The following is a 13,841-nucleotide window of genomic DNA, read 5'->3' on the forward strand; positions in this document are numbered from 1 at the left end:
AAATTTCTTTATGAAGAGAATTTTAATTGCTGACGACCATGCCATTGTAAGGAGAGGACTGCGTTTACTCTTGCTCGAAGAATACCCATCGGCTGAAATTGGAGAAGCTGGAGATGCGGAAACTCTTGTGAATAAGATCATTCAGCAGGAATGGGATGTGGTGATATGTGATATCAGTATGCCTGGCCGTAGTGGTTTGGATGCGTTGTCGCAGATCAAACAAATTGCACCGAAATTGCCCGTACTTATCATGAGTATGTATCCCGAAGATCAATATGCCCTGCGTGTGTTAAAAGCAGGAGCGGCTGGTTACCTTGGAAAAGAAACCATTCATGATGATATTGTAAAAGCTATCCAGACCGTTCAACTGGGTAAAAAATTCATTACACCCACCATTGCAGAAAAATTAGCGAAAGCTTTTGAAGTAGATACCACTGATCAGCTTCACGAAAAACTTTCTGATCGGGAGTTTGATGTGTTCAAAATGCTGGCCAGCGGAAAAGCCGTCAGCGAAATTGCCAATCAGTTTGCATTAAGCGTAACTACGGTTAGTACCTACCGTTCACGTGTACTCGAAAAAATGGGCATGAAGTCCAATGCAGACCTTACCCGTTACGCACTGGAAAAGAAACTCATTTAGCCTGTAACGGTAAATCTTGTAGTCGTTTTACTACTTTCTACATTTAATTATTCTACAAAGAGTATGTGAAAAGACCTATACTCTGCCGAATTTAATCGACTTAATTTGCTACATAATTAATTCATCTTGAAACCTTTGGTCCTCATTGTTGACGATAATGTTAGCTATGTTGAGCGGATAGTCTCTATCCTCTCAGAGGATTTTAGTACAGCAAGTTTTCACACCGCCGGTTCTTATGATGAAGCAACCACACTCATTGAAGAATTGAATCCACAGGTTGCCATGCTCGATATTAATTTGCCCGGCAAAAGCGGCATTGATATTCTCAATTATATCAAAAAGGAAAATAAAGACTGCCGCGTGATCATGATCACCAATCATGCCTTCGACAGTTATCGGAAAAAATGCATTGAATTGGGGGCAGAATATTTCCTTGATAAAAGCTCCGACTTTGAAAAAATTTCAGCTATTCTCGGCAATATGATCGGTCCTTCGAATTAATACTGCAGGCCGTTTCCCTTTCTTATTAACGTTTTCAAATTGACCTGAAGTAAGTACATTTATTTTATGGTCAGGCAAGTAATTTTTTTCATTCTCTTGTTCCTAACTGCAAACGTAAAGGCGCAGGAATCGTTGCCATTCGTAAGTAGCGGTACTTTGCAACGGTTTACTGCATTCCCATCGGCTTTTGTAAAAGCAAGGAACGTAGATGTATGGCTTCCGGCTGGCTATTCTTCTGCAAAAAAATACAGCGTTCTTTATATGCACGACGGGCAAATGTTGTTTGATGGAAACAGCACATGGAATAAACAGGAGTGGGGTGTAGATGAAACCATGAGTTTGTTGCTGCAACAAAAAAAGATTAAGGATTGCATTGTAGTAGCCGTCTGGAACACAGGAGCTGAACGGCATGCAGATTATTTTCCGCAAAAACCATTTCTTTCTCTTTCAACAAAACAGCAGGATTCAATTTATGCTGTAACAAAAGGAACTGACTATGCATTGTTTCCGGTTCCTGTTCAGTCAGATGCTTATTTGAAATTTGTGGTCACAGAACTGAAGCCATTTATTGATTCAACATTTTCAGTTGCAACCGATCGTTCAAATACATTCATAGCCGGGTCGAGTATGGGCGGACTTATTTCCATGTATGCAGTTTGTGAATACCCTGCTGTTTTTGGCGGAGCCGCCTGTTTATCTACTCATTGGCCGGGAATATTTACTGCAGATAATAATCTCATACCTCAGGCATTTATAAATTACCTGAAACAACGTTTACCTGATCCCGCAACACACAAAATTTATTTCGATTATGGTACTGCCACACTCGACTCGTTGTACAAGCCTTTTCAATTGCAGGCAGATGAAGTAATGAGATCGAAGGGATACAACAACAAGAACTGGATCACTAAAGAATTTCCCGGCGAAGATCATTCTGAAAATGCATGGCAAAAGCGTCTGCACATTCCAATTACATTTTTATTGGGCCGGTAGTTTTTCGGTTGGCGGTTGAAGTTGGTAAAGTTCCATCCATCGTTCAAACAGATCTTTTTCCATCAGCCGAAGCATATCAGGTTGCTTACTGTAAGCAAGCCGCAGCTGCTTTAATTGTTGTTGAATAATATCCATGTCAATAACGGCAGGAATAATGGCAAGAAAAAAAGTTGGCTTTTGTTTACTGTCCGATGGTATGGCTGTCCAACTCAGCAATGCAGCAGTGCTATCAGCTGTAATACTCTCAGGTAACGTAAAGGTATTTTTTGAAAGAAGAACAGTATCGATCTTTATTTGCTTGTAATGAACCGTTAGTTTGTACGGAATATTTTTTTGCTCAGGTTTCCATTGCAGTGAGATAGGAAACGATAGGATGAATGTACTGTCGGCCGGTAATTGCATGGCTTTTTTCCCTCTGAATACAGAGGCACTTACTTTTTGTTTTTCTTCCGCATCATCGTTGCTTAAAAATTTTTCAAATACATAGCTGAAGAATGCAGTTGATACCGATCTTTTTTCTGAACTGCTGAATAATTGTTGAATACGTGTAAAACTGTAGGTGCCGGATTTACTTAGCAGCAGTGATTGCCCGTCGTGTTGAATTAGCATTACTTCAGCCTTTTGCGGAAGAATAATACTTTGGGATGCCAACAGGAACATGCCTCTTTTTGCTTTTTCTTTTTTACCATCATGCACCCAGTGTACATCATTGTTTACATTATACAGCAGGTACTTTTGTTCAGCAGCCTGGGCAAAAGCGTGTTGTAACAGCAGGAGTAAAAAAAGTAGTTTAGTCATGTTTATTTGTTCCAAGGAAAGCAGAATTAAAGCGGAGCTTTAGTTTGTGCCGTAAAAAGTTAAGCAAAACTTCGTATAAATTTATGAAAGTTGGCAATAATACAAGGCAGGCAAGCACCAATCCCGGATCAAATTTTAATCGAAAGCTGCTGTAGCTGATAAGGGTAATAAAAACAATCACAACACCACCTATCAATTGCAGCAAAGTGCCAACAGAATTGAACCACAGGTCGCCTTTAAAAAACAAACCACAGATCAAAGGAAGAATAAACCAGATCAAGAGAAATGAAATGATGGCAGTAAGCCATGATGGTATTACACGGATATGATCATCTTCCAATGCCATTCGCAGAATGTTTGCATGGATCACTGTACCATACATATCCGGATAGCTTCGGCCGGACAGTCGGGGGTTGAGTGGCGTAAATAATTTGTCTTCATCAAGCTGCACCGTATTTCGCTTCGAAGGCAGTCCAAGAAAACCAATCAATACGATTTTATCTTTTACAAGTTCAACTGCAAATGCAGGGTCCATCACTTCATCAAAATCATAGAATTGAAAATTCGACAGGTTACCAAAATAATGGATCTCGGTTTTTTGACCAGCACGTTTTTTTAATTTTTGATACGTTGTGGAATCGTAGTGCTTGAGGATGGAACTTGAAAAGGCTTCCTGATCATTCGAAAAAGGATAGTAATAGCGAATGGTTGAAAATTCCGCAGCATCACCAACAATATTTGCATACCCATCTTTCTGGTTCGTAAAGAACGAATCGGAATAGATGCTTTGTTCCGGTTTTTCAAAATCAGCAATATAGCTCACTATGTAATTGTTGTTTAGCTGAAAGGTTTGCTGCAGTAAACTGTCGGCTTCATTTTTCCGACCGGCAAATACTGCATCAATAGCAATGGTTTTTGGTTTTCCTGTTTGGAGTTGCTGCAACAGCAAGGCAATTTCTTTACGGTTCCTGTTCTCAAGATTTACCAATACAATATTGTCTTTGTAGATCGTGTTCCTGTCTTTTGCTTTTGTATAGTAAAGATCGGTGAGTGTAAAATCATGAAATGCTTCGGTAAACGGATCGAAGAAGGAAACATTCAGGATCACTAAGCTAAGCAGTGATACGCACCCAAAAATAAAACAATTGAGCAGCAGGTATTCGCCAAAAAAACGTTTGAGTGATCGCATGCAGTAGTTGGGTAAAGATGCATAAAAATAAGAAAGGGTATAAACATTTGTTTATACCCTTTCTGTAAATACATATTCGATTAACGCTTCAGGTTAAGCGTAAAGATGCGGCTGTCGTTGCAATAGCTGCTGTTGCTCCAGTAAAGACTTTTGTCTGTAGTTTCAGCATACCATTTTGTCCAGTTACCCGGTACCCATACATCAATACGAACTGATGTAGCATATGGAGAAAGACGACCTTGATAAATACCTTCTACCCAGATGTCTACATAGTGACCAGTATAGTTGTCGAAGTAAGCATAGCAATAGCCACGTGTTTTCTTTTCACGGGGACCGCCATCAGGACCAGGCAGGTCTTTCTTTTCTTTTACTTCCTGTGCAACTACTGCTACTTTCTTTTTAGGTGCAGCTTGTGCGGTTGCTTTGTTGCCAAAAGCAACGGTTAAACCAATGATAGTCAGAGTAAGGAATACTAACTTTTTCATACTGTTTGTTTTTGTTGATTTGTGAAAAATGATGGTTAAAAGTTTATTGTTTTTTTGGAACGATTTTATAAGGGACTGAAAAAATATTTACTGCATCTGGCTGAATGGTTTCTTCACCACTGCCTCTTGTTTGAATGCCATCGGTACGGTTAATACCCTGCATCAGTTTTTCAAACGGATTGTTTGCCTTGGGTTGTTCTCCCCGGCTGTTACCTTGTACAACAAATATCTGGCGAAGATTTAATGGAGCTTTTGCAGCAACAAGTTTAATTACATTCATTCCATCAGGTGGTCCGATCCGGAAAATTCTTGTGAGCCGCACAGTATCACCGGGATTGATAAAACAATCCATTGGCTGCTGATTACTGGCAGGGAATAATACATTCACTAAGTTGTCGGGCTGAATTTCAAGAATGTTGTAATACAGGCGCTCCTGTCCATTATTGATCACACGGAGATTATACCGGTCGTTATGCTGGAAGCTGATATTGCCCGATGGATCTTTGATCGTTTTTTCAGGGAGATCAGTGATCATCGCATTGTTATTTCCGGCAGCAGGTTTGTAATCAATTGGTACAAATTCAAAAACCACATTCAGTTCTTCGTTCTTCATGTTGAGATTACGAAGATAAGCGGCACGACCATATCCGGCAATTTTTGAGCCGATAAATGATGCCAGTTGATCAGGTGCTAAGGACTTACTGCAAACTCCTAATCGGTAATCGCCGGATGTAGAAATGTAAATCGAATCAGCACTAAAACCATCTGCTCCCTGTTCAATAAAAACATCGCCTTGTGCGTCGGTCAATTTTGCCTGTTTGTTATTGGCTACAATTCCTTTCATGGTAGTAAACAATGTTGCATCTTTTGCTTTTACTGTAACCGGTACAACCAAATCGCCAAAGCTTACTTCTTCCAAAAAGATCCATGCTGTTTTTAATTGATCAGCATTCAGTTCAGTATCCAATTCTACTTCACTACTGTAATCACCTGCTGTAATGATTGTTCCTTTTGCAATTGGTTTAGCAGTTTCTTTATTATAGGTGTTGGATGGATAAACCGATACAGTTGTTCCTGCAAATACACTATAAATTTTTCCGCAGGCAATGGTTACTTTCTTTTTATCAGTTGCTTTTTCAATTACATAGTAGTTTGGCTTACCCAATGCTTTGCCGCCAAAAATTTCTTTGTCAAGATCACCTTCTGCATTCGGCGTTTGTCCGGGTACTGATTTGCTCATTTCTAAACGGATGTTGTCAAACAATCCACGGTAGCTTGTTTTGCTGTCGGCTTTGGCCAATGCTTTTGAAAAAGCTAACGAAAGACTTCCGCAATGTTCATCACCACATTCCTGGTTGAGTTCCGATGCTGCTGAAGCAAAGAAGGCACTCATGGGTGCAAGCCCGGGTTTTGATTCACCCAAACTAAACAAACCTTCATTAATGATCTTTGAATTCGCTGCAGGTTTATAACCCTTCGGCGCATATTTGTTGGTAGTGCCTCTGTAATTTCCAAGGCCTGATCGTGTGCTGGTGCCGCTATGGCAGGCATCTACGATCACTAACAGATTACCATCGTTACCAAGATGTTTTCTTATTTTTTCCAGCTCTGTTCCAAATGCATCATCCCGTAAATGTTTTTCAACGCCGGGTTCGTAGTCCATGGGTGAGTCGTACGTAACCAATGCCTCATCATAGCCATCCGCTTCATCACCATTATCATCCATTACCTGTTGACCATGGCCACTAAAATGAAACACACAAATATCTCCCGGCTTTGCTTTGCCAAGAAACTGTTGTTGCATGGCTGTAAGAATTCCGGTTTTGGTTCCTTCTTTATCACGCATGATGCGGATATTCTCTTCCTTAAATCCCTGCCGTTTCAACGATTCTTTAATTAATGGGATATCGTTTGCTGAATTGAGTTTATTCCATCCGGTGCTCGGCGCATAATTGGATATGGCTACAATGAGCGCATACTTTTCAGGGACCTGGGCGGATGCCTGCTGCAGCAGTAGAACAAGAACAAAAAGCAGGATTGATTTCATATTGGGAGCAGGAAGTTAATGATTCCTGTTACAGTAGCAATATTAAGATGACGGGCGAAAAGTTTCTATACCCACTTGAAGGTATTTTTCAGTTTTACTTGTTTATTCTTAATTCGGCTGATTGCGTCATTCTTTCTATTTTTAACGCATGTGGGCTGTTCTGTTTTATTGTTGTGCAGGGGCAATTTTATATACGTATGTCGGCTATCCGGCATTGTTGTACCTGTTTTCTTTTTACAAACGGGTAAATAAAAAAGATGCACCTGCCCACCTGCCATCAGTCACCATCATCATTGCGGCATTTAATGAAGAGCGTGTAATAGAAGCCAAACTTCACAATACACTTTCACTTGATTATCTTGCACACAAACTCCAGATCATTGTAGCAGCTGATGGATCAACCGACGATACGGTACGTATTGCATCATCGTTCTCCGCTGTTCTGGTTTTACATGAACCATTACGAAAGGGAAAAGCAGCAGCCATTAATAAAGCCGTCACATTTGCCACAAATGAGATTATTGTGCTCACAGATGCAAACAGTACGTTATCGAAACAAACGATCGATCAACTGGTCGCACCTTTTTCGCAACAAAAAGTGGGAGCTGTGGCAGGTGAAAAGAAAGTAGTATCGACCGAAGGTGCAATAGCATCGGGTGAAGGATTGTATTGGCGATACGAATCATGGTTGAAACAACAGGAAACAAAATTTTATACCGTTGTAGGTGCGGCAGGCGAATTGGTTGCTTTCCGAAAAGAATTGTTTGTAACAATACCTGAGAAAACCATAACGGATGATTTTTTTATTTCCTTATCGATCAACCTGCAACATCGTAAGCTGGCATATGTAGCGGATGCCATCAGTTCTGAAACTGCTTCGTTATCACTTACTGATGAATGGAAACGTAAAGTTCGAATTGCAGCAGGTGGAATACAATCGTTATTTGTGTTACGTGCAGCGCTCGATCCATTTCGGTATCCACTACTTGCGTTCCAATTTTTTTCGCACAGGGTAATGCGTTGGATCGCATGCGCACCTGCATTTGTTTTTTTGTTACTGATAAACATGCTGCTTGTTAACCAACAGACAAGCGAACTATACACATGGCTGTTAATTTTGCAATTGCTCTTTTACATGTTGGCATTTGCAGGCTGGGTGATGGTGAAACAAAAACGATCTTTCTTTTTATTCAACATTCCGTTTTACATTGTGTTTATGCATGCAGCGATGCTGGCGGGAATGATGGGTTATGCATCCGGTAAACAATCGGTGCTCTGGGAAAAAGCAAAGCGTTGAACATTGTTACTCGTTTCTTCAATAATTTCATGTTTTTATTACGTTGAGTCAATCTTCCTCTACCATATTAAGCAGTCCTGTTGAATACCTGAAAGGTGTTGGTCCGCTGCGTGCTGATCTGTTGAAAAAAGAACTCAACATTTTTACGTTTGGTGATTTATTGGAACATTTCCCCTACCGGCACATCGATAAAACAAAAGTAACGCCCATTGCACAGGTGAACATGGGGATGGACTATGTGCAGGTGGCCGGACGCTTAACAGATTTTGAACTGATCGGTGAAAAAAGAGGAAAACGTTTGGTGGCACATATCCGTGATGCAAGCGGCAGCATGGAGCTTACATGGTTCCAGGGAATTAACTGGGTGGAAAAATTATTAGCGATCGGACAGGAATTTCTTGTTTTTGGCAAGCTTGGTTTTTTTATGGGGAAGCCGCAGATCGTACATCCCGAACTGGAAGTACGTACGCATGAAAACGCAGAGGGTAAATCGTTGCTGGAACCAATCTATCCTACAACAGAAAAATTAAAGGCAAGAGGATTGAATGGAAGAAGTATTGCAAAGCTGACCGCTGTGTTATTGCCGCAATTACACCCCAAAGATCTTCCTGAAAATTTGCCGGAGAAAATAATTGCTCAGTTGAATTTTCCATCTCGCTATGAAGCATATCGGTTCATTCATTTTCCTGCGGATGCTGCTCAATACGAAGCTGCGTTGCAACGCCTGAAGTTTGAGGAATTATTTTTCGCACAACTGCGTATGGGTATGATCAAGAGTAACCGTCACCGTTTTTCAAAAGGTGTTGTGTTTGATAAAGTAGGCGATCTGTTCAATACATTTTACAACGATCATCTTCCGTTTCAATTGACCGGTGCACAGAAAAGAGTGCTGAAAGAAATACGGCAGGATACAGCACGTGGCCACCAGATGAACCGTTTGTTACAAGGCGATGTGGGCAGTGGTAAAACCATTGTGGCATTGTTAACGATGTTATTGGCGGCTGATAATAATTACCAGAGTTGTTTAATGGCGCCAACCGAAATATTGGCACAACAACATTTCAACAGTATATCAAGTTTGTTGAAAGAGATGAATATAAGTATCCGTCTGCTCACCGGATCAACCAAAAAAGCAGAACGGGAAAAGATACTGAGTGGTTTGCAATCTGGCGACATCCAGATGATCGTAGGTACTCATGCGTTGATCGAACAAGTGGTACAATTTAAAAATTTAGGTTTAGCCATTGTAGATGAGCAGCATCGCTTTGGTGTGGCGCAAAGGGCCGAATTGCAAACAAAGGGTGCCATACCGCCGCATGTACTGGTAATGACGGCCACGCCTATTCCACGCACCATGGCGATGACGGCCTATGGTGATCTTGATTATAGTGTAATGGATGAATTGCCACCAGGTCGTAAACCCATTACAACCGTTCATCGTTATGAAACGGCACGGCCATCGGTCATGGATTTTGTAAAACAGGAAATAGCCAAAGGACGTCAGGCTTATTTTATTTATCCATTGATCGAAGAAAGTTCAAAAATGGATTTTGAAAACCTGATGAAAGGATATGAAGAAGTGAAAGCTTTTTTTCCGGAACCGAAGTTTTACATAAGTATGGTGCATGGAAAACAAAAAGCAGAGGTAAAAGATACCAACATGATGCGCTTCAAAAAAAATGATACACAGATCATGGTAGCAACTACTGTAATTGAAGTAGGAGTAGATGTGCCAAACGCAAGTGTAATGGTGATGGAAAGCGCAGAGCGCTTTGGTTTATCGCAGTTGCATCAGCTCCGTGGAAGAGTAGGAAGAGGTAGTGAACAGAGTTTTTGCATTCTTTTAACAGGGAGCAAATTAACGAATGATGCCCGGGAACGGTTAAAGATAATGTGTGCAACAAATGATGGTTTTGTAATAGCAGAAAAAGATCTGGAGATCCGCGGCCCGGGCGATATTGAAGGTACCCGGCAGAGTGGATTACTGAACTTTAAGCTGGCAAGTATTGTTCAGGATAGAGAATTACTGGAAACGGCGAAAATAATCAGTGATCAGTTGCTGCAGGATGATCCTGAACTTTCTTCGGCCGAAAATTTGCTGTTAAAAAACTACCTGTTGTCAAAAAAAGGTAAAACCGTGTGGAGTAAGGTAGCATAGTGATAATAAGCGGTAGTTATTTCCGTTTTAATTGACTAAATTCAAAGTCCCGTAGCACAGAAAAAAATCACATGAAAGTACTCCGAATCTTCCTCGTACCAGCATTGCTGATAGCTTTTCCACTGATTGGTTTTGGTCAGCTCTCTTTTGCAGAGAATAAAGGCCAATGGGATCAGCAGGTACATTTTAAAACAGAATCGGGCAACAGTGCTTTTTTTCTTACAAAGGATGGTTACACCATTCTCATGAATCATCCCGAAGACTATATGCGGCTTGCAGAATTTAATCATGGTCATGGCTTTGATTCAACTGTACGACGTAATTCAAGAGTTGCGCTACCCGAAAAAATGCGGGCACATGCGTTTCGTGTAAAATTCCTCGGTGGCAACTTCAACTCAAAACCAATTGTGGAAAAACCCATACCGGGAGTAGAGAATTATTTCATTGGAAACGATCCTTCAAAATGGGCAAGTGATGTTCGCCTGTACCAGGCGATCACTTATAAGAATGTATATCCAAATGTGGATGTACGTTATTACGTCCAGGACGATCAGTTGAAATACGATCTGGTAGTTTATCCCGGCGCAGATATATCGAAAATTCAAATGCGCTACGAAGGGGCAGAAAAATTAAGCATCCGTGATAACGAACTGGTGGTATCAACTTCGGTTGGGGAAGCCCGTGAGTTAAGGCCTTATACCTATCAATTTGTAAACGGTAAGCGTGAAACTGTTGGAAATAAATATAAGATCACGGGTAATACCGTAAGCTTTGATGTAAAAGCATATAACAAGTCCACCACGTTGGTCATCGATCCTTCGTTGGTGTTTTCTTCGTTCAGCAGAAGTACTGCCGATAACTGGGGCTTTACAGCAACATACGGAGCCGATGGTAGTTTTTTTGGTGGAGGTATTGCACAGCCAACAGGTTTTCCTGTAACTGCCGGTGCCATTCAAAGCACAGGTGGTGGCGGTAGTGGAACAGGAGGCGTGCCTCCCGATATCGCCATCATCAAATTATCACCCGATGGAAGAAACCGGATCTACGCCACTTACCTTGGCGGTAATGGTTTAGATCAGCCGCATAGTCTGGTAGCGGATGGTGCAGGAAATCTGGTGATCGCTGGTCGTACAAATTCAGGTTCCTCTTTTCCAGGTTCATTAGTTCCCGCCGGTAGTGCCGGTGGAGGGTATGATATTTTTGTAACAAAGATCAACGCAACCGGTACAGCCATAATTGGTTCATCACGTATTGGCGGCGCAGGAAATGACGGTGTTAATATTACAGATACAAGAGGAGGTGCCAACTCATTACAACGTTTTTATGGTGATGATGGAAGAAGCGAAGTAATACTCGATGGAGCAGGGAATATTTTAGTGGCATCGTCTACTCAATCAACAAATTTTCCAACAGTAGGTGGATTTCAGGCTAGTTCTGGTGGTGGTTTGCAGGATGCGGTCTTACTCAAATTTAACGCTAATGCAACCGCTTTGATCTGGAGTACATATATGGGTGGTGCGGCGAACGATGCCGGGTTTGTGTTAGCTATAAATCCAACAAGCCCTTCCAATATCTATGTGGGTGGTGGTACTGCCAGCGCAGATTTTCCGGGAACCGGAGCAGGTGTATTGCAACCAACATTTAGCGGTGGACTTGCAGACGGTTACATTGCACATGTGCGGGATAATGGAGCTTCGGTGTCAATGGTTCGTTCCTCATACCTTGGAACAGGAAACATTGATATGGTGTATGGTGTGCAGTTCGATGCGATGGGTTTCCCCTATGTAATGGGAACAACAACGGGTAACTGGCCTGTAATAAATGCAGCTTATTCAGTTGCCAATTCAAGACAGTTTATTGCGAAGTTGCGAGCCGATCTCAGTGGTTATGTTTACTCTACAACGTTTGGCACAAATGGTGCACTTAATCCAAATATTTCGCCTGTTGCATTCTTGGTTGATAATTGCGAAAATGTTTATGTATCCGGTTGGGGTGGTGGTGCAAATAATTTCGGTGGCGGTTATCCTTCTGCCGGCACCGCAGGTATGCCTGTAACGCCCGATGCATTTCAACGGAATACAGATGGCAGTGATTTTTACTTTTTCGTATTGCAGAAAAATGCAGCATCTCAATTATATGGAAGCTTCTTCGGCCAGTTAGGTGGTGGCGGTGCTTTGGAACATGTGGATGGAGGTACAAGTCGTTTTGATGCTACCGGTACAATTTATCAGGCCATGTGTGCCAACTGTAAAAATGTGGCAAGTAATGTTCCGCTCTCTGCACCATTTCCCATTACTGCGGGTGTGTATGGAAATACAAATCCGGCAGGCGGCAGCGGTTGTAACCTCGGTATGGTAAAAATAAATTTCGATCTGTCAGGTATTGATGTATCACTTCGGGCAGTGGGAGCAAGGCAATTGAATTTTTGTTTACCGGCAACGGTACAGTTTACAGATACCATTCGGGAAGCAAAACAATACATTTGGATATGGGGCGATGGAACTCCGAATGATACTACAACAATCAATCCCTTCGCACATACGTACAACAGTGTTGGCTTCTTTGATGTAAAAGTGATTGGTATCGACAGTAACTCCTGTAACGTGAAAGATTCTGCCATGATGCGTATTCGTGTTACAACCGATTCGGTGGATGTTGATTTCAATTTTGCACGGCAGGATTGTAACAGTCTTACATTTCAATTTACTAACACCAGTAATATTCTCACTTCATCCACACCATTCGGTCCACGTTCGTTTATGTGGGTTTGGGGCGATGGTTCAAGGAATGATACCGTTCCGGCTTTTGCGCCTCCTATATCGCATACATTCCCTGGCATTGGTTCATACAATGTTCGTTTGGTTTTGATCGATTCAAATTATTGTAACCTTGGCGATGCAGACAGTATCATCAACTTCCAGGTAATTGACAACATACGTGCAGGCTTCAGTGTAGGAAGTGTGTGCGTGCCCGATACCATTCCTATTGTTGATACGTCAAGGGGTGCTCTTACCTATTTATGGGTTAGCAGCGATGGGCAAACATCAACCGATCCTGTTCCGGCGTTCATTTATAATACTGCAGGTCCATACAGTATTACACAGTATATCTATAATCCCAATAGCTGTAATCTTGTAGATTCTACTACCCGGTTTTTCCAGGCAGTGGGTCCACCTACCGCAGGGTTCTTCTACAATCCAAACCCATCGCAGGAAAATACACCTACACGGTTTACCAGTACAGCGTCTGAAGATGTTGTGTCATGGCTTTGGGATTTTGGTGATGGTAACACATCAACACAACGTGATCCGCTTCATCAATACACAGCACCGGGCAGTAATACTGTTTGTCAAACAGTAACTAACCAGGCAGGTTGTGTTGATTCAATATGTATTCCGGTAGAAGCGATCATCAATGTAGTGAATGATCTTCCGTCGGCCTTTACACCAAATGGCGATGGTGTGAATGATCTGTTCTTTGTACGTGGATTTGGCATAACAAAAATGACCTTGCGTGTGTTTAACAGACAGGGATTGATGGTATTTGAAAGCCGTTCTCAAAGCATTGGATGGGACGGAACCTATAAAGGAATACCACAGCCAATGGATGCCTACGCATGGACGTTGGATGTAGAATATTTTACCGGAGAGAAATTTAAAAAGAAAGGTGATGTTACGTTGATACGATAATCATCACATTATTTATACCATACCCGATCGATCCTGTTTGAAAG

Annotated in this window: 10 protein-coding genes; 6 read left to right on the forward strand and 4 right to left on the reverse strand. The window is 41.6% G+C overall.

Annotated features, from left to right (window positions below):
- The first annotated feature begins 10 nt into the window (after window positions 1-10).
- The 3 genes from WG989_RS09055 to WG989_RS09065 all read left to right on the forward strand — a co-directional run bounded on the left by WG989_RS09055 (window position 11) and on the right by WG989_RS09065 (window position 2,134).
- Window positions 11-640, forward strand: coding sequence for a response regulator (locus WG989_RS09055; RefSeq protein ID WP_340428835.1), 630 nt, complete (start codon window positions 11-13; stop codon window positions 638-640).
- Between the two features lie 126 nt (window positions 641-766).
- Window positions 767-1,141, forward strand: a complete 375-nt coding sequence (locus WG989_RS09060) for a response regulator (RefSeq protein ID WP_340428837.1) — start codon at window positions 767-769, stop codon at window positions 1,139-1,141.
- A 66-nt stretch (window positions 1,142-1,207) separates the two neighbouring features.
- Window positions 1,208-2,134, forward strand: coding sequence for an alpha/beta hydrolase (locus tag WG989_RS09065; protein WP_340428839.1), 927 nt, complete (start codon window positions 1,208-1,210; stop codon window positions 2,132-2,134).
- Here WG989_RS09065 and WG989_RS09070 read toward each other — a convergent pair.
- The 4 genes from WG989_RS09070 to WG989_RS09085 form a co-directional block, all read right to left on the reverse strand.
- The gene (locus WG989_RS09070) at window positions 2,120-2,932 is read right to left on the reverse strand and encodes a hypothetical protein (RefSeq protein WP_340428841.1); all 813 of its coding nucleotides are present in this window, start codon (window positions 2,930-2,932) and stop codon (window positions 2,120-2,122) included. The two genes, WG989_RS09065 and WG989_RS09070, sit on opposite strands and share 15 nt — an antisense overlap.
- Window positions 2,925-4,121 carry a CHASE2 domain-containing protein gene (locus tag WG989_RS09075; protein ID WP_340428844.1) on the reverse strand — a complete coding sequence of 399 codons (1,197 nt, stop codon included), beginning with the start codon at window positions 4,119-4,121 and terminating at the stop codon, window positions 2,925-2,927. The genes WG989_RS09070 and WG989_RS09075 overlap by 8 nt, the downstream gene beginning before the upstream one ends.
- A gap of 80 nt (window positions 4,122-4,201) precedes the next feature.
- A complete protein-coding gene (locus WG989_RS09080; RefSeq protein ID WP_340428846.1) occupies window positions 4,202-4,606 on the reverse strand; it encodes a hypothetical protein in 405 nt (134 codons plus the stop codon).
- A 43-nt stretch (window positions 4,607-4,649) separates the two neighbouring features.
- Complete coding sequence (locus WG989_RS09085) at window positions 4,650-6,653, reverse strand: caspase family protein (RefSeq protein ID WP_340428848.1); 2,004 nt, start codon at window positions 6,651-6,653, stop codon at window positions 4,650-4,652.
- Window positions 6,654-6,801: 148 nt separating this feature from the next.
- Between WG989_RS09085 and WG989_RS09090 the strand changes: the two genes are divergently transcribed.
- From WG989_RS09090 to WG989_RS09100, 3 genes are all read left to right on the forward strand, one after another.
- A complete protein-coding gene (locus WG989_RS09090) occupies window positions 6,802-7,950 on the forward strand; it encodes a glycosyltransferase family 2 protein (RefSeq protein ID WP_340428850.1) in 1,149 nt (382 codons plus the stop codon).
- A gap of 43 nt (window positions 7,951-7,993) precedes the next feature.
- Window positions 7,994-10,108: an ATP-dependent DNA helicase RecG gene (gene recG / locus WG989_RS09095; RefSeq protein ID WP_340428852.1), complete on the forward strand. Its 2,115-nt coding sequence runs from the start codon at window positions 7,994-7,996 to the stop codon at window positions 10,106-10,108.
- Window positions 10,109-10,179: 71 nt separating this feature from the next.
- Window positions 10,180-13,797, forward strand: coding sequence for a DUF7948 domain-containing protein (locus WG989_RS09100; protein ID WP_340428853.1), 3,618 nt, complete (start codon window positions 10,180-10,182; stop codon window positions 13,795-13,797).
- Window positions 13,798-13,841 lie beyond the last annotated feature (44 nt).

Source organism: Lacibacter sp. H407, from assembly GCF_037892605.1.
GTDB lineage: Bacteria > Bacteroidota > Bacteroidia > Chitinophagales > Chitinophagaceae > Lacibacter.